This is a genomic window from Marmoricola endophyticus, assembly GCF_014644415.1.
In the GTDB taxonomy this organism is placed as follows: domain Bacteria; phylum Actinomycetota; class Actinomycetes; order Propionibacteriales; family Nocardioidaceae; genus Marmoricola; species Marmoricola endophyticus.
Genome location: NZ_BMKQ01000002.1, coordinates 99,065 through 115,755 on the forward strand (window position 1 = coordinate 99,065; position 16,691 = coordinate 115,755).

The following is a 16,691-nucleotide window of genomic DNA, read 5'->3' on the forward strand; positions in this document are numbered from 1 at the left end:
CCACCCGCCGCGCCGCGTGACCCGCGAGGACCCACCCGCTCCCGTCGACCTCTCCCCGGCCTGGCCCGCTCGCGCCGCCTGGGGGACCGCGACGAGACTGCGTGCCTGGCAGAGCGCCGCGCTCGAGCAGTACTTCTCCGACGAGCCGCAGGACTTCCTGGCCGTCGCCACCCCGGGCGCGGGGAAGACCACCTTCGCGCTGACGGTCGCCTCCGAGCTGCTCGCCCGGCGGGTGGTGGACCGGATCACCGTCGTCGCGCCCACCGAGCACCTCAAGACCCAGTGGGCCGAGGCCGCCGAGAAGGTCGGCATCCCGCTCGACCCGTCGTACGCCGGTCGTGCCGGCAAGACCTCCACCGACTACGTCGGTGTGGCGGTGACGTACGCCGGCGTCGCGGTGAACCCGCTGGCCCACCGGATCCGTACGGAACGCTGGCGCACCCTGGTCATCCTCGACGAGGTGCACCACGCCGGGGACGCGATGAGCTGGGGCGAGGCGGTGCACGAGGCGTTCGACCCGGCCGCCCGTCGGCTCGCCCTGACCGGGACGCCGTTCCGCTCCGACGTGAACCCGATCCCGTTCGTCCGCTACGAGGACGGGCCCGACGGCGTCCCGCGCAGCGCCGCCGACTACACGTACGGCTACGCCCACGCGCTCGCCGACCACGTGGTGCGGCCGGTCCTCTTCCTCGCCTACTCCGGCGAGATGGCCTGGCGCACCCGCGCCGGCGACGAGGTGTCCGCGAGGCTGGGCGAGCCGCTGACCACGGACCTCACCGCGCAGGCGCTGCGTACGGCGCTGGACCCCCGAGGGTCCTGGATCCCGTCGGTGCTGCAGGCCGCGGACCGCCGACTCTCGGAGGTGCGCCGCCACGTCCCGGACGCCGGCGGGCTCGTGATCGCCGGAGACCAGGACTCGGCGCGCGCGTACGCCGCCCTCCTGGCCCAGGTCGCGGGGGAGAAGCCGGTCGTCGTGCTTTCGGACGAGAAGTCCTCCTCCAAGCGGATCGCCGACTTCGCCGCCGGCGAGCAGCGCTGGATGGTCGCGGTCCGGATGGTCTCGGAGGGGGTGGACGTCCCGCGCCTGGCGGTCGGGGTGTACGCCACCACCATCTCGACGCCGCTCTTCTTCGCCCAGGCGGTGGGGCGCTTCGTCCGCGCCCGCTCGCGCGGCGAGACCGCGTCGGTGTTCGTGCCGTCGGTGCCGGCCCTCCTCGGCTTCGCCTCCGAGCTGGAGCTGGAGCGCGACCACGTGCTCGGCCGGACCATCAGCGACGAGGACGACATCTTCGCGGCCGAGGACGAGCTGCTCGCCCGCGCCCAGCAGACGCAGGACGAGGTCACCGACGACGCGCTGCCGTTCGAGGCGCTGAACTCCCAGGCGCGCTTCGACCGTGTGCTCTACGACGGGGGCGAGTTCGGGCACGCCGGGGAGGTGCACGTCGGCTCGGAGGAGGAGATGGACTTCCTCGGCATCCCCGGCCTGCTCGAGCCCGACCAGATGCGCTCGCTGCTCCAGCAGCGCCAGTCCGACCGGGCGAGGTCCCAGCAGGCACGGGACCGGGCGGCGGCCAAGGAACGTGCCGAGCGGGGCGAGCCCGAGCCCGTCGCCGAGGTCAGCACCCACGAGCGGCTGGCCGTCCTGCGGCGCGAGCTCAACGGCCTGGTCGCCGCCTGGCACCACCGCACGGACCAGCCGCACGGCGTGATCCACAACCGGCTGCGGCGCGAGACCGGCGGACCGGCCGCCTCGGTCGCGACCGCCGAGGAGCTGCACGCGCGCATCGACAAGCTCCGGGACTGGGCGCAGGCGGCGTCCTGAGCAGCGACGAAGGAGCGCGTCGAAGGGAGGCCTGAGCGGTCCGTCGCGGTGGCAGACTCTCCCGCCGTGAGCGAGATCGGCGAGCGTCCCCCGCTTCCTCCAGCCGGCTGGTACGCCGACCCGCAGGCGCCCACCGGTCCTACCGGGCGCCGCTACTGGGACGGCACCGGCTGGACCGGGCACGTCGTCGCCGACCCCGTCGCCGCGGTCCCGCTCAAGGCCGAGACCACACCCGACGGTCAGCAGCTGGCCCGTTGGGGGAGGCGGCTGGCGGCGTACGCCGTCGATGCGGCGATCACGTGGGCTCTCGCCGCCGTGCTCGGCTTCCCGCTGCTGCGCAGCATGATCGAGGAGTACGTCGACCTCTTCCGTCGCTCGGTGGACGCCGCGGAGTCCGGCGGGCGACCGCCGGGCCAGCTGGACATCTACCGGGAGGTCTACCCCGAGCTGCTCGGGTACGCCGCGATCGCGCTCGTCGTCGTGCTCGTCTACCACTCGTTCTCGCTGCGCGCGTGGTCCGCGACGCCGGGCAAGCTGCTGCTCGGACTCCGCGTACGCCCGCTCGAGGGGCCCGGACGGCTGTCGTGGTCGATGATCGCGCGCCGGGTCGGGTCCACCTGGGTGCTCGGCATCGTCGTGGGCACCGTCCCGGTCGTGGGGTCCCTGGGCGGGCTCTACCTGTGGCTGGACGGGTTGTGGCCGCTGTGGGACCAGCAGCGACGTGCCCTGCACGACAAGGTCGCCGGGACGGCCGTCGTACGGGTCTGACTCGGGTCCCGTCTCAGCCGCGAGCGCCCTGCGAGCGCCAGTAGGCGTTCAGCGCACCGTTGGTCTTCACGAACCACACGATCGCGCCGACGAAGAAGAACCAGCCCAGCAGCAGCGCCCACAGGCCGGTGACCGCGCTCACCGGCTCGCGCATGCCCTTGCGGCGGTACATCGCGCCGACGTCGTTCGGCGTCAGGAACGCCATGACGATCGAGATCAGGATGCCGAGCACCAGGGCGATCGCCGGCTCGGTGCCCTGCCCGGTGTGCCGCTTCATCTCGTCGTGGGTGACGTAGTACCAGTACCAGGTGTAGAAGCCGAGCGTCACGATCGTCAGCAGGATGCACACGCCCGTGCTGCGGACCGTGCCGATCGGGCCGTCGGCGACCGGGGCGCCGGGCGGCGGGAAGGTCGCGGGCACCTGGCCGGCGTACGACGGAGGTGGCGGCGAGACGTACGGCGAGGTGGGTGCGGGCGGCTGCTGCTCGTCGGTCATGTCGCTCCAGTGGGTGAGGCGGACGGTGCGAGTGAAGAGTAGGTGTCCCCGCCGGCGACTCGCAGGGTCTTCGCCGATCGCGAGCCGATCGGCTCAGGTCGGGGCCGACACCCCGGGTCGCTCGGCGCCGACCCGGCCGGTGAGGGTTCGCGACCAGCCCGGCTCCTGCACGACGGCGAGGTCGACGTCGTACCAGCCGCGGTCGGTGGGCAGGACGAGGACGCGGCTCGTGCGCGCCGCCAGGGCCACCCTGCGGCCTCCCACGCGGACGGTCAGCGGGGCGGCGCCGCGATTGTCGAGCTCCACCCGGAGCGTGGCGCGCGCTGCCGCGCGGGCGGCGACCACCAGGCTGCGGGCGGCCCCGTCGGTGCGGCCGGCCAGCCGCGCCCAGAACCGGTCCGGTCCCTGCACCGCGAGGTCGTAGGCACCCCGGGGCGCGTCCACGCGCACCGTCGTGGAGGAGGCGACGTCGTGGTGGGCCGGCTCGGGGAGCTCGCCGGCGTACGGGTAGATCGTGAAGTGCGCGGAGTCGCGACCGTGGCTGCTCAGGTCGAGGCGTACGCCGTCCGCCGTCACCCGCGTGCCGATCGCCGGGCCGTAGTACAGGGGGCGGGTCGGGCGGCGGCCGGGCTCCTGCACGGGCAGCCGCTGCTCGCCCGGTGGGCCGGGCGTCCACCGGCCGATCGGGTCGGGCACCGGGCCGGGGTGGGCCAGCCGCGGCGGACGTCCGGCGCGGTCGAAGTCGAACGCCGAGGTGAGGTCGCCGCAGACCTGGCGCCGCCAGGACGAGATGTTCGGCTCGTCGACGCCGGTCCAGCGCTCGAGGAAGCGCAGGACCGAGGTGTGGTCGCTGACGGTGGAGTCGACGTGCCCGCCGATCGTCCACGGCGAGATCACCGTCATCGGGACCCGTGGGCCGAGGCCGATCGGGCGGCCGTCGTACCAGTCCGGGCCGTTGCCGCTCTCCGGTCGCGGTGCGACCGGCGGCGGCACGTGGTCGAAGTAGCCGTCGTTCTCGTCGAAGTCGAGGAAGGTGGCGGTGGAGTCCCAGGTGGGGCGGTCCGAGGCGAGCACGTCGAGCAGGCGGTAGACGAGGTTCGCCGAGCCCACCGGTGTGCCGGCCGAGGGGTGCTCGGAGTCCGCCGCGGTCGGCACCACCCAGGTGACGGCGGGCAGGGTGCCCGCCGCGACGTCGGCCGCGATCCGGTCGACCAGCGTGCCGGGCTCGCTGCGGTAGATCGCCCTGTCGAACAGGCTCCGCTCGGCGGCAGTCAGCGTCGCGCGGCCGCGTGCGATCTGCGCGACCCGCTGCCGCTGCTCGGCGGCGTCCATGTCGAGCATCGCGGTGTAGAGCTCTTCCGTGGTGCGCCAGGTGCCCTCGACGCTCGCGAGCACCTTGGTGCCGACCCGCTTGAACGGGACGAAGTACTCGACCGGGTTGTCGGTGAAGTTGTCCCACTCCTGGTAGATCTGCCAGGAGGTCCCGGCCGCCTCCAGCCGCTCGGGGTAGGTCGTCCAGTCGTAGCCCGCGTGGTCGTAGTCGTACGCCGCGTTGGTCACCGCCCGTGCGGTGCTCCCCGGCTCGGTCCCGACCTTGCCGGTCCACAGGTAGTTGCGGTTCGGGTTCGTCGACCCGAACACCGAGCAGTGGTAGGCGTCGCAGATGGTGAAGGTGTCGGCCAGCTCGTACTGCAGCGCGAGGTCCCGGCGCTGGTAGAACGTCATCGTCGCCGCGGTCTTCGCGGGGACCCAGGCGTCGTACCAACCGGACCCCCAGGCCTGGGTGGCGTCGGTGAAGCCGTGGGCCAGTGCGCCGAGGTACTCGATGTCGGAGTCCGGGCGCCCGGCCCGTGCGGCGGCGTCGCGCACGGAGAACGGCAGCACGCGGCCGGTGCCGTCCGGCTGGTGCAGCACCGACTCGCCTCCGGGCAGCCTCAGCGGGTCGGCGTCGCCGAAGCCACGCACCCCGCGCAGCGACCCGTAGTAGTGGTCGAAGGCGCGGTTCTCCTGCATGAGGACGACGACGTGCTCGATCGAGCGCAGCCCGCCGGCCGGCATCGGCCGCGCCACCGCGGCGCGGACCGACGGCGGGAGCAGGCTGGTGGCGGCGGTCGCGACGCCGGTGGCGGCAGCGGTGCCGAGCAGGCGTCGGCGGGTCAGGCCTGGGGACGGACGTTCGGGCACGAGGGCACCTCCGGACTGGGGGAGGCTCCATCCGACCCTGCCCGGGCGACCGTGCGGTGACCACCGGATGACCGGCGGGCGACACGCGACGGCTAGGGGGTGTTGCTCAATCGCTGGCCGTCGCGAGCGTCGTCCAGCGCGTGCGATGGCACCTCCGGGGTCCCCGCGGGAGCGCGAGCGCAGCGAGCGGTCTCGTGGGGTGGTGGCTTGGCGCGGGAGCGCAGACGGGCCGGCGGCCCGTCAAGCGAGCGCAACGCAGCCAGCGTGCGTGATGGGCGGCGCGCAGCAGGCCATGGATTGAGCAACGCGCCCTAGAGGACGCCGGCCTCGACCAGGTCCTCGTGCACCTCGAGCAGGTCCGTGCTGGTGGCGGAGGTGAACCACCGGCGAGCCCGGGCCAGCGCCTCCGGGTCGGTCCCCACCAACGGCGACGGGCTGGTCAGCGCGGCCGCGACGTCGCCGCCGTCGAGCGCCACCCGGGTCGCCACGAGCAGGTTGAGCAGCCCGTAGCGGTCGGGGTCGCTGACCGCGCCGAGCCCCCCGGTGCAGGCGTACGGCGTCTCCCGGTCCAGCGCGGCGTCCAGGCAGCGGGCCAGCTCCTCGGGGCTCGGCCGGTCCTCGGGATCGGCGCCGCCGGTGCGGAACCGGAGGCTCAGGTCCGCCATCGCCACCTCGTCCAGGGCGGCCAGCCAGCCGTGCTCGGGGGAGTGGGCGAGCCGGGGCGGCTCGAGGAGGACCTCGGTGTCCTCGGCCAGGCCGCCGGTGCTGCGCAGGTGGTCGACCATCGCCACCGCCCGGCCCGCGTTGTGGGCGAGGTCGGCCTCGTCACGCAGTCGCAGCGCCACCGCGGCGAGCCGCAGACCCGGGGTCCGCGCTGCCCGCGTCGTCGCCGGCTCGAGGGCACCCGCGCCACCGGTGACGACGAGCAGCACGTCGGTCGGGTCCTCGGGGTCGAGGTACGGCGCCACCTCGCTGATCCGGGCGTCGGTGAGCGCCAGGCGCCCGACCAGGCCGCCGTGGTCCGCGGCGCGGTGCTCCCGGTGCTGGGCCACCGCCTGGTCCAGCGGCATCGAGACCGGGGGGAACGTCGCGGCGTCGTCGACGAGTCGCAGGAGGTGGTCCGGGATCATCGTCGTCGAGGTTAACGAATCCCGGTGCGGTACATCAGCCACAGGAAGTACGGCGCCCCGATCGCCGCGGTCAGCAGGCTGGCGGGGAGCTGCACCGGCGCCAGCACGCTACGTCCGACCAGGTCGCTCAGCACGACCACCGTCGCACCGAGCAGGGCAGCGACCGGGACGACCCGGGTGTGCCGGCGTCCGACCAGCGAGCGGGCGGCGTGCGGGGCGACCAGCCCGACGAACGCGATGGGTCCGATCGCGGCGACCGACAGCCCGGTGAGCAGCACGGCGACGGCGAGCAGCCCGAACCGGACCCGCGGCACGTCGATCCCGAGCAGCACCGGGGTGTCCTCGTCGACGGAGAGGAGGTCCAGCCGGCGGGCCCACAGGCTCGCCAGCGGGACGAGGACGAGACAGCCGAGGAGCAGCGGCACGAGGTGGCCGTAGACGCGGCCGTACGTCGACCCCGAGAGCCAGGTCAGCGCCTTGGCCTGGCCGAACGGGTCGGTCGCGACGATGACCGTCGTGGTCACGGCGTCGGTGGCGATGCCCAGCCCGAGACCGATCAGCAGCAGCCGGTCGGTCGCGAAGCCGGTACGCGCGGCGAACCCGAAGACCACCGCACCGGCGAGCACCGCGCCGAGGACCGCCGCGCCGGCCAGGGTCCAGAACCCGGCGTCGGGTGCGAAGGTCACCACGAGCACACCGAGGACGGCGCCGCCGCCGGTGATGCCGATGACCCCGGTGTCGGCGAGCGGGTTGCGGGTCACGCCCTGCACGAGGGTGCCGGCCGCGGCGAGCGCCGCCCCGGCGAGCAGTGCCGCCAGCACGCGCGGGAGCCGCGTGTCCATCACCCCGCTCACGATCGGGCCGGCGTTGCCGGAGGCCCAGACTCCCAGGTCCCCGGGGAGCAGAACCCGGTCGCCGAGCAGCGCGGCGAGCACCACGCAGAGGACCAGGACGACCGCCGCCACCGCGACGACGGCCAGGAAGCGGCGGGCGCCGGTGCCCCGGACGTCCAGGTCGCTCGTCGCGCTCCCGAACCCCTGGGCGCGCAGGCGCACGGCGAGGACGACGAGGAAGCCTCCTCCGAGCAACGAGGTGGCGACCCCGGTGGGCACCTGCACGGCCGCCTGGGCCCCGACCACCGCGCGGACCGCGACGTCGGCGGTGAGCAGGAGGGCCACGCCGGCCAGGGCGGCCACGGGCACGAGCAGCCGGTGCCGGTGCAGCCCGGGGACCACTCGAGACAGCAGCCGGACGAGGGTCGGTGCGACGAGTCCGACGTACCCGATGGGTCCCGCGAGCGTCACCGCCACCGCCGCGAGACCGACCGAGAGCACGAGGAGCTGTCGCTGCGTACGACGGACCGGCACTCCCAGCGACGCCGCCTCGTCGTCGCCGAGCCGCAGCAGGTCCAGCCTCCGGCCGAGAACCAGGACCCCCAGCACCGCCACGACGACGACCGGGGTGAGGCCGACCAGACCCGAGGTCGTGCTCTGCCCGAGCGAGCCGGCCGACCAGGCGAACAGCCCGCGTGACTCGTACGGGTGCGTGATGATGAGCGCGGTCGTCGCCGACGTGCAGACGAGCCCGACGGTGATGCCGGCGAGGATCAGCCGGACCGTGCCGTACGCCGCGCCCGCCAGCGCGAGGACGAGCACGGCGCCGAGCAGCCCGCCGACCAGCGCGGTCGCCAGCTGGCCGGCGACGGTCCCGGCGAGCCCGAGCACCGCCGCGACGGTGAGCGCGAGGTAGGCGCCCTGGTTCACCGCCAGGGTGTCCGGGGAGGCCAGCAGGTTGCGGCTGAACGACTGCATCACCGTGCCGGCCGTGCCCAGCGCCGCGCCGACGACCAGCCCCGCCGCCAGCCGCGGGAGGCGCGAGGCCTCGATGACGGCCGAGGCCTGCGGGTCGGCGCGACCGAGCAGCCACGACCACAGGTCGCCGGAGTGGACCGCGGCCGTGCCCTGGGAGACGTGGACGGTCGCGACCAGCGCGATCCAGGCGAGCAGGGCCAGCACCGTCGTGCCGACCCCGAGCCCCGCTCGTGGGCCGCCCGCGGCCGGGGGTGGCGCGGCGTCGGCGGTCCTCGGCGGCTCCTCGGCGACGGCGGTGGCCGGTGTCACGGGTGGTCCCGGGTCACGGGCGAGCCGCTGGTCAGGCCCGGACGGACTGCTGGACCGCGTCGAGGAACTGCTCCATCGCCGCGGGTCCGCCGAACATCCAGATCCGGTCCGGGATGCGCTGGACCGCGCCCGCCTTCACGAAGGGCAGCGAGCGCCACACCTGGTTGCCCGCCAGCGACCCGGAGAAGGGGCTGGAGGAGGCGTCGTCCTCGTTCTCGATGTACCAGAAGCGGGTGTCGTCGGGGAGCTTCGTCAGACCCTCGACGTCGGTCTGCCCCAGGCCGTACGCCGGGTCGAACTCCAGCCCGGGCACCGAGGACCAGGCACTCGTCAGGCCGACCTCCTTCATCACCCCGCCCAGCAGCGAGCCCTCGCCGTACGGGCGGATGGTGACCTGCCCGGCGTCGCTGTAGCCGTCGGCGAAGGCGACGGGAGCGTCGGCCGCGCCGCTGTCGGCCACGACCTTCGCGGTCTGCGCGACCTTGTCCTCGAAGTCGCGCTTCAGCCTCGCGGCCTCGTCCTCGGTGCCGGTCGCCCTCGCCACGATGTCGACGTTCTTCCACATCGCCGCGACGGGGTCCTTGCTGTCCCCGCCGTCGAGCAGGACGACCGGGGTGCCCTGGTCCTCGATCTGCTGGACCGCCTTGCCGGCGAGGCTGTCGGTGACGAACAGGACGTCGAGGCCGGCCGAGGCGACCGAGTCGGTGCTGGGCTCGCCGCGGGTGCCGAGGTCGGTCGTCCCGGAGGGGAGCTTCTCCGCGCCGTCCCACGTGGCGTAGCCCTTGACGTCGGAGGCGGCGACGGGCGCGACCCCCAGGGAGAGGGCGTACTCGGTGGCGTTCCACTCGGTCGTGCCGACCCGCTTCGCCGGCCCGTCCAGCGTGATCTCCTTGCCCCGCGCGTCGGTGAGGGTGATCTTCTCCCCGGAGCCGCCCGTCGAGTCCGAGGCCGGGTCCTCTGTGGTTCCGCAGGCGCTGAGCGTGGCGACCAGCGCCAGGGCCGCGGCCGAGGAACCGAGGACGGTGCGGCGGGACAGAGGCTTCATCGAGGGTCTCCTGTGAGGGTGCGGTGGTGGTGACGGGCGCGGGCGCGGGTGCGCAGGTGCCCGGTGTGCGGGTCCCGGTCCACGTCGACCGGGATCTCGTAGGCGGTGGTGAGGTGGTCGGCGGTCAGCACCTCGTCGACGGGCCCGTACGCGTGCACGCGGCCGGCGACCAGCAGGACGACCTCGTCGGCCAAGGCGGCGGCCTGGTCCAGGTCGTGCAGCACGACCCCGACGGCGATGCCGTGGTCGTCGGCCAGGTCGCGGACGATGTCGAGGAGCTCGACCTGGTAGCGCAGGTCGAGGAACGTGGTCGGTTCGTCGAGGAGCAGGACCCGGGTGTCCTGGGCCAGGCAGCTGGCCAGCCACACCCGTTGCAGCTGGCCACCGGACAGGGTGTCGACGGCGCGCTCGGCCAGCGGGGCCACGCCGGTCAGGGTCATCACACGGTCGACGACGGCGGCTCCGTCCGCGTCCCCGCCGCCCCAGCGGCCGCGGTGCGGGTGGCGCCCGTACTCGACCACCTCGCGAACGGTGACGCCGCCGGGCGCCTGGCGGTTCTGCGACAGCAGCGTGAGCCGCCGGGCCAGGTTACGAGGAGAGAGGGCGGAGACGGGCTCGGCGTCGCGCAGGGTGACGTGCCCGCTCTCCGGGGGGTGCAGCCGGGTGAAGGCGCGCAGCAGCGTCGACTTCCCGGACCCGTTCGGGCCGATCAGCGCGGTGACCCGGCCGGCGTGCAGCTGCACGCTCACGTCGTGCACGACCCGCGTGCGCTGGTAGGCGACGCTGACGCCGGAGGCGTCGAGCTCGACGCGGTGCGCGGCGGTCGGAGGCATGTGATGAGGTTAGCCTGACCTAAGTCGCCGCGGGCGGCCGGGGGGATGATGGGTCGCGTGGCCACGCACCTCGTCTTCCTCCGCTCGGTCAACGTGGGGAAGCGGGCGTACCCCATGGCCGAGCTGCGCGCCGTCGTCGAGGGCGCCGGGTACGCCGACGTCGCCACCCACATCCAGACCGGCAACCTGCGGCTCGGCTCGCAGCGGTCGGCGGCCGAGCTCACCGCGGCGCTGGAGCCGCTGCTCGAGGCCGACCGAGGCTTCGAGGTGCCCGTGGTCGTGATGTCGCCCGAGCAGCTGGTCGCCGTCGTGGAGGACGCGTCGGCGCTGGCCGAGGACGCCGTCACCCGGCAGTACGTCGAGCTGCTGCGCGCCGCGCCGGAGACGGAGGACGTCCCAGTGATCGAGGCGCAGAGCCGCGCGGGCCAGCGCTTCGTCGTCCGTGGGCGCGCCGTGCACCTGCTGCTGGAGGACGTGTCGTTCCACGAGGTGAAGGCCGCTCCGGCCGCGGTGCGCCGGGCGATGGGGGTCAGCACGAACCGCAACCGCACGGTCCTCGAGGCGATCGCTGCGAAGTGGTGCTGAGGGTCGCTACGCGTCGGGTGTGGCGGGCGTCACCTGAGCACTAGTCTCGGGCCATGTACCCCGGCACCTGGGCGCGCACGGACCCCGACAAGCCAGCGCTGGTGATGGCCGGAAGCGGCCGCACCACGACGTACGCCGAGCTCGACGAGCGCAGCCTGCGGCTCGCGCACGTGCTCGCCGACGCCGGGCTGCGTGCCGGCGACGTGGTGGCGATGGTGAGCGACAACCAGCCCGAGGCCTTCGAGGTCTACTGGGCGGCGATGCGCTCGGGGCTCTACGTCACCGCGGTCAACCACCACCTGTCGGTGGGCGAGGCGGCGTACGTCCTCGCCGACTGCGGAGCGAAGGCGCTCGTGGTGTCCGCGGCGAAGTCCGAGCTCGCGAGGGACCTGCTGGACCACGGTGTGCCGGAGCGGCGCCTGGTCTTCGGTGGCAGCGTGGAGGGGTACGACGACTACGCGGCGGCGCTCGCCGGGGCCGGCACCGCGCCGCTCGCGGAGCAGCCGCACGGCGACGACCTGCTCTACTCCTCGGGCACCACCGGTCGTCCCAAGGGCATCAAGCAGCCGCTGCCGGCGATCGCGGTCGACGAGCCGGGCTACTCCTACGTCACGATCTTCGGGGGTCTCTTCGGCTACGGGCCCGAGACCGTCTACCTCAACCCGGCACCCGTCTACCACGCCGCCCCGCTGCGGTTCATGGGCACGGTGCAGGCGCTCGGCGGGACCGTCGTGATGATGGAGCGCTTCGAGCCAGCGGCGTTCCTCGACGCGGTGCAGCGCTTCGCGGTCACCGACACCCAGGTGGTGCCGACGATGTTCGTCCGACTGCTGAAGCTGCCCGAGGAGGTCCGGCGGGGCTACGACACCTCCTCGCTGCGGACCGTCGTGCACGCCGCCGCGCCGTGCCCGGTGGAGGTCAAGCAGGCGATGATCGACTGGCTCGGCCCGGTCGTGCACGAGTACTACGCCAGCACCGAGGCGAACGGGGCGACCTACGTCGGCCCGCAGGACTGGCTCGCCCACCCGGGCACGGTGGGCCGACCGCTCATGGGCACCCCGCACGTGTGCGGCCCGGACGGTGCGGAGCTGGGGACCGACGAGGTCGGCACGGTCTACTTCGAGCCGGACGAGGGCCGCGTGCCGTTCGAGTACCACGCCGACCCGGAGCGCACCGCCGCGACGCGGCACCCCGACCACCCGTCGTGGAGCACCGTCGGCGACCTCGGCCGGCTCGACGCCGACGGCTGGCTCTTCCTCACCGACCGTGCGGCGTTCATGATCATCTCCGGCGGGGTGAACATCTACCCGCAGGAGATCGAGGACCTGTTCAGCCTGCACCCCGAGGTGCTCGACGTCGCCGTGATCGGGGTGCCTGACGACGAGATGGGGGAGCGGGTCGTGGCGTACGTCCAGCCCGCCGACGGCGTCTCGCGCGACGGGCTCGCGGACCGGTTGCGCGAGTACGCGCGCGAGCGGATCGCGCGGTTCAAGGTGCCGGCGGAGTTCCTCCTGGTCGACGACCTGCCGCGGACGCCGACCGGCAAGCTGGTCAAGGGCCGGCTGCGCGACCGCTACCAGGCGGAGGCGGGCCAGGGGGTGGTCCGGTGACTCTGCGGGTCGAGGAGGACGGGGTCGTCCTGCGGCTGACGCTGGACTCGCCGTCGACGTACAACGCGCTGACGGGCGAGACCATGGTCGATCTCGTCGAGGCGCTGCACGGCGCCGCCGTCCGCGAGGACCTGCGGGTCGTCGTGCTGACGGGCACGGGGCGCGCGTTCTCCGCAGGCGCCGACCTCAGCGGCGAGGGCGCGACCGAGCGGTACGACGGCGACTCCGTCGACGGTGCGAACACCCTCGTCCGCGCCGTCACCGACCTCGACAAGCCGGTCGTGTGCGGGCTCAACGGCGTCGCGGCGGGCGTCGGCGCATCCCTGGCGATGGCGTGCGACCTGGTCGTGGCCGCGGCGTCCGCCTCGCTGACCCTCGGCTTCAGCCGGATCGGCCTGATGCCGGACGGCGGGGCCAGCGCGCTGCTGCCCGCAGCCGTCGGCCGGCTGCGGGCGATGCGGATGGCGCTCCTCTCCGAGCGGATCGGGGCCGAGGAGGCGCTCGCCGCAGGCCTGGTCTCGCACGTGTTCCCCGACGAGGAGTACGCCGACGGCCTCGCCGGCGTCGTGGGGGCATGTGCCGCCGCTGCTCCGCTGGCCTTCGCCGCCACCAAGAAGGCGATCAACGCAGCGACCCTCGACGGCCTCGGCGCCGCCATGGACCGCGAGCGGGCCGGCCAGCCGGTGCTGCTGCGCACCGAGGACGCGGCCGAGGGGATCACCGCCTTCGCCGAGCGGCGCGTGCCGCGGTTCCACGGCCGCTGAGGCGGGGTCAGCCGACGTCGACGCCGGCCTGCGCCATCTCCTCCAGCGCGGACCCCGTCGACTCCTGGGCGACACCGGCGACGAGGTCGGTGAGCAGCCGGGTCGCGAAGCCGGCGGTCACGGCGTCCAGCGCGGTGGCGCGTACGCAGTAGTCCGTGGCCAGCCCGCACACGTCGACGGCGTCGACGCCCCGCTCGCGCAGCCACGGCGCGAGGGCGGACCCGTCGTACGCACCCTCGAAGCCGGAGTAGGCCGCCTCGTACTCGCCCTTGAGGAACACCGCGTCGAAGCGGGTCGGGTCCACGTCGGGGTGGAACTCCTCGCCTGGCGTCCCGACCTCGCAGTGCACCGGCCAGGAGTGCACGAAGTCGGGCTCGCTCGACCAGTGGTCCCCGGGGTCCACGTGGTGGTCCTTCGTCGCGACCACCACGTCGTACGCCGTGTCGCCGGCCAGGAGCGACGCGACGCCGGCCGCGACCGCGGCCCCGCCGGTGACGGCCAGCGAGCCGCCCTCGCAGAAGTCGTTCTGGACGTCGACGACGATCAGGGCGCGGGTCATGGCCCCGAGGCTATCGCCCGGGGACCGGGACACTCGCGCGCTGTGCGAGGCTGCCGCCATGCCGCAGCGGGACGCGATCCACGACCTGGTCGGCAGGTTCGTCGCCGCGCTGGGAGCCCAGGACGCCGCCGCGCTGGCCGACCTCTTCACCGACGACGCGGTGCACGACGACCCGACCGGGGAGGGCCAGGACGTCGGGCCGGAGCGGATCCGGGAGTTCTACGCCCAGCGCTTCCACGTGCCGGTGACGGCCGCCTCCCTCGAGGGGCCGACCGCCATCCACGGTCCGCTGGCGGCGTTCCGCGTCGTCGTCGAGATCCCGGCTGGGCGTACGCCGTTCCGGCTGCTCACCTGCTACCTCGCCGACGTCGGTCCGACCGGGCAGTTCCGCTCGCTGCGTGCCGTGCCCGACCCGGTCGCCCTGAACGGCTAGGTGGGCGGGGGTCTCGTCGTCCTCGCTCGCAGAGCTCGCGTCGGGCTCGACCGCCCGGGTGGGCGGACGTCGAAACCGCTTCCCCGAGGGGAGGTGTCAGCTCGGGTGCTCGGTGGGGATCACCGGGTCGCCGGGCTGGAGCTGGCGCGCGATGATCGGCAGCTCGGCGCGCGCGCGGGCGTGCCGCTCGCGGGAGGCGTCGAGCGACTCGCGGCCGACGACCTCGCCGGCGCTGACCAGCGGGACCACCAGGTCGCGGCCGTCGGAGGGCGAGCCGTCCAGCGTCACCACCTCCGCGGTGGCGGACCCCGACGCGTCCAGGCGCCGGTGGGCCGTCTTGCGCCCGCCGACGGAGGCCTTGTCGGCGCTCTTCTTCGCCACCGGCACCATCGTGCCCGCGTCGTCGGCCCGCGCCACCAGCTTGTAGACCAGGCCGCAGGTCGGCTTGCCCGACCCGGTGACCAGGCGGGTGCCGACGCCGTAGCCGTCGACCGGTGCCGAGGCCAGTCCCGCGATCGCCCACTCGTCGAGGTCGGAGGTGACGATGATGCGCGTGTCCTTGGCGCCCAGGTCGTCGAGCTGGGCCCGCACCCGGTGCGCGAGGTCGGCGAGGTCGCCTGAGTCGATCCGTACGGCACCGAGCCCCGGGCCGGCCACCTCGACGCCGGTACGCACCGCCTCGGCGATGTCGTAGGTGTCGACCAGCAGCGTCGTCCCCGCACCGAGCGACTCCACCTGGGAGACGAACGCGTCGCGCTCGGTGTCGTGCAGCAGCGTGAAGGAGTGCGCGCTGGTGCCGCCGGTGGGGACGCCGTACCGGCGGCGCGCCTCGAGGTTGGAGGTGCTCGCGAAGCCGGCGACGTACGCCGCTCGCGCGGCCGCGACCGCCGCCTCCTCGTGGGTGCGCCGCGACCCCATCTCGATGCACGGCCGCTCACCGGCGGCCCACGTCATGCGGGAGGCCGCCGAGGCGATCGCCGCGTCGTGGTTGTAGATCGACAGCAGCACCGTCTCCAGCACCACCGCCTCGGCGAACGTGCCCTCGACGACCAGCAGCGGCGAGTGCTCGAAGTAGATCTCACCCTCGGGGTAGCCGCGGACGTCGCCGCCGAAGCGGTACGACGCCAGCCAGTCCGCCGTGCGGTCGTCGACGATCTGCTCGCTACGCAGGAAGTCCACCTGCTCGTCGGTGAAGCGGAAGGCCTCGATCGCGTCGAGCGCGCGCTGCACGCCCGCGACGACGCCGTACCTGCGCCCCGACGGCAGCCGGCGGCCGAACAGCTCGAAGACCGACGCCCGGTCACCGGTCCCGTCGGCCAGCGCGGCCTGCAGCATGGTCAGCTCGTAGTGGTCGGTCAGCAGCGCGGTGCTCCCGCTCGGGACCGGGTCTCGGCTCATGCCCGGCAGCATGGCAGGCACAATGGCGACCGTGTCCACCAGCCCGGCCCAGCTCGACGAACCCCGCCTCGACGAGACCGCTCAGGTCGCGCGGCCGTGGGTCACGGTGGTGTGGAACGACCCGATCAACCTGATGTCGTACGTCAGCTACGTCTTCCAGAGCTACTTCGGCTACTCCAAGGCGAAGTCCGAGAAGCTGATGATGCAGGTGCACGAGGAGGGGCGCTCCGCGGTCTCGACCGGCTCCCGTGAGGAGATGGAGCGCGACGTGCAGGCGATGCACGAGTACGGCCTGTGGGCGACGATGCGCAAGGACGACTAGATGACGACGGGCTTCACGCGGCACCGCCGCAGCAAGGCGATGGTGGCCTCGTTCAGCGCCTTCGAGGCGGATCTGCTCCGCTCGCTGGCCGGCCAGCTCGTCGAGCTGCTGCGCAACGAGGCCGCGATGCCGCCCGACGAGCACGAGGATCCCAGCAGCCCCGACGCGCTGGAGGCGATGCTGGCCGGGATCGACGGGAGCGGCCCCACGGCGGCGCCCGAGGACCCGGTCCTGGCGCGGTTATTCCCGACGGCGTACGACGAGCCGCAGGACGAGGAGGCCGCCGGCGACTTCCGGCGCTTCACCGAGCAGTCCCTGCGCGATGGCAAGGCGCGGGCGGCCGCCGCGGTGATCGACACCCTCGAGGAGTCGGGGCTGCCCGACAACCCTCCCGACGGGATGTTCATCGACGTCGAGCTCGACGCGCCGCAGGCCCAGACCTGGCTGCGCGCCTTCAACGACATGCGGCTGGCCATCGGCACCCGGCTCGAGGTCACGGACGGTGACGAGGACGTCTGGGAGTCGCTGCCCGAGGACGACCCCCGCGCCCCCGTGCACGAGATCTACGACTGGCTCGGGTTCGTGCAGGAGACGCTGGTCCGCGCACTGATGCGCTGAACAG

The 16,691-nt window shown here is 73.9% G+C and carries 16 protein-coding genes; 8 read left to right on the plus strand and 8 right to left on the minus strand.

Annotated elements, in window-relative coordinates:
- Positions 1-16: 16 nt before the first annotated feature.
- Complete coding sequence (locus IEX42_RS17055; protein ID WP_188781440.1) at positions 17-1,822, plus strand: DEAD/DEAH box helicase; 1,806 nt, start codon at positions 17-19, stop codon at positions 1,820-1,822.
- Between the two features lie 66 nt (positions 1,823-1,888).
- Complete coding sequence (locus tag IEX42_RS17060) at positions 1,889-2,590, plus strand: RDD family protein (protein ID WP_188781292.1); 702 nt, start codon at positions 1,889-1,891, stop codon at positions 2,588-2,590.
- A gap of 13 nt (positions 2,591-2,603) precedes the next feature.
- Here the strand turns inward: IEX42_RS17060 and IEX42_RS17065 are convergent, their stop codons facing one another.
- The 6 genes from IEX42_RS17065 to IEX42_RS17090 form a co-directional block, all read right to left on the minus strand.
- A complete protein-coding gene (locus IEX42_RS17065) occupies positions 2,604-3,086 on the minus strand; it encodes a DUF4234 domain-containing protein (protein WP_188781293.1) in 483 nt (160 codons plus the stop codon).
- Between the two features lie 93 nt (positions 3,087-3,179).
- Positions 3,180-5,270, minus strand: a complete 2,091-nt coding sequence (locus tag IEX42_RS17070; RefSeq protein ID WP_229661013.1) for a phosphocholine-specific phospholipase C — start codon at positions 5,268-5,270, stop codon at positions 3,180-3,182.
- Positions 5,271-5,581: 311 nt separating this feature from the next.
- Positions 5,582-6,400, minus strand: a complete 819-nt coding sequence (locus tag IEX42_RS17075; RefSeq protein ID WP_188781294.1) for a hypothetical protein — start codon at positions 6,398-6,400, stop codon at positions 5,582-5,584.
- A gap of 11 nt (positions 6,401-6,411) precedes the next feature.
- Positions 6,412-8,520 carry an iron ABC transporter permease gene (locus tag IEX42_RS17080; protein WP_229661014.1) on the minus strand — a complete coding sequence of 703 codons (2,109 nt, stop codon included), beginning with the start codon at positions 8,518-8,520 and terminating at the stop codon, positions 6,412-6,414.
- A gap of 31 nt (positions 8,521-8,551) precedes the next feature.
- Positions 8,552-9,565, minus strand: a complete 1,014-nt coding sequence (locus IEX42_RS17085) for an ABC transporter substrate-binding protein (protein WP_188781295.1) — start codon at positions 9,563-9,565, stop codon at positions 8,552-8,554.
- Positions 9,562-10,398, minus strand: a complete 837-nt coding sequence (locus IEX42_RS17090; protein WP_188781296.1) for an ABC transporter ATP-binding protein — start codon at positions 10,396-10,398, stop codon at positions 9,562-9,564. The genes IEX42_RS17085 and IEX42_RS17090 overlap by 4 nt, the downstream gene beginning before the upstream one ends.
- 57 nt (positions 10,399-10,455) lie before the next feature.
- On the opposite strand from IEX42_RS17090, the gene IEX42_RS17095 reads away from it, so the two are divergent.
- Genes IEX42_RS17095 through IEX42_RS17105 form a run of 3 tightly spaced genes read left to right on the plus strand, consistent with a single transcriptional unit; the run spans position 10,456 to position 13,357 of the window.
- On the plus strand, positions 10,456-10,983 hold the full coding sequence (locus tag IEX42_RS17095) for a DUF1697 domain-containing protein (RefSeq protein WP_188781297.1): 528 nt from the start codon (positions 10,456-10,458) through the stop codon (positions 10,981-10,983).
- A 53-nt stretch (positions 10,984-11,036) separates the two neighbouring features.
- The gene (locus IEX42_RS17100; protein ID WP_188781298.1) at positions 11,037-12,593 is read left to right on the plus strand and encodes an acyl-CoA synthetase; all 1,557 of its coding nucleotides are present in this window, start codon (positions 11,037-11,039) and stop codon (positions 12,591-12,593) included.
- Positions 12,590-13,357, plus strand: a complete 768-nt coding sequence (locus tag IEX42_RS17105; RefSeq protein WP_188781299.1) for an enoyl-CoA hydratase-related protein — start codon at positions 12,590-12,592, stop codon at positions 13,355-13,357. The genes IEX42_RS17100 and IEX42_RS17105 overlap by 4 nt, the downstream gene beginning before the upstream one ends.
- 7 nt (positions 13,358-13,364) lie before the next feature.
- Here the strand turns inward: IEX42_RS17105 and IEX42_RS17110 are convergent, their stop codons facing one another.
- Complete coding sequence (locus tag IEX42_RS17110) at positions 13,365-13,916, minus strand: isochorismatase family protein (RefSeq protein WP_188781300.1); 552 nt, start codon at positions 13,914-13,916, stop codon at positions 13,365-13,367.
- A gap of 58 nt (positions 13,917-13,974) precedes the next feature.
- Between IEX42_RS17110 and IEX42_RS17115 the strand changes: the two genes are divergently transcribed.
- Positions 13,975-14,349: a nuclear transport factor 2 family protein gene (locus IEX42_RS17115; RefSeq protein ID WP_188781301.1), complete on the plus strand. Its 375-nt coding sequence runs from the start codon at positions 13,975-13,977 to the stop codon at positions 14,347-14,349.
- Between the two features lie 96 nt (positions 14,350-14,445).
- Here the strand turns inward: IEX42_RS17115 and IEX42_RS17120 are convergent, their stop codons facing one another.
- Positions 14,446-15,747 (minus strand): nicotinate phosphoribosyltransferase, encoded by a 1,302-nt coding sequence (locus IEX42_RS17120; protein WP_229661015.1) that lies wholly within the window; start codon positions 15,745-15,747, stop codon positions 14,446-14,448.
- Positions 15,748-15,769: 22 nt separating this feature from the next.
- Here IEX42_RS17120 and clpS point away from each other — a divergent pair, with 22 nt between their 5' ends.
- Both clpS and IEX42_RS17130 read left to right on the plus strand, forming a co-directional pair.
- Positions 15,770-16,069 (plus strand): ATP-dependent Clp protease adapter ClpS, encoded by a 300-nt coding sequence (gene clpS / locus IEX42_RS17125; protein ID WP_188781302.1) that lies wholly within the window; start codon positions 15,770-15,772, stop codon positions 16,067-16,069.
- A complete protein-coding gene (locus IEX42_RS17130) occupies positions 16,070-16,687 on the plus strand; it encodes a DUF2017 domain-containing protein (protein WP_188781303.1) in 618 nt (205 codons plus the stop codon). It abuts the gene before it with no gap.
- Positions 16,688-16,691: the final 4 nt, after the last annotated feature.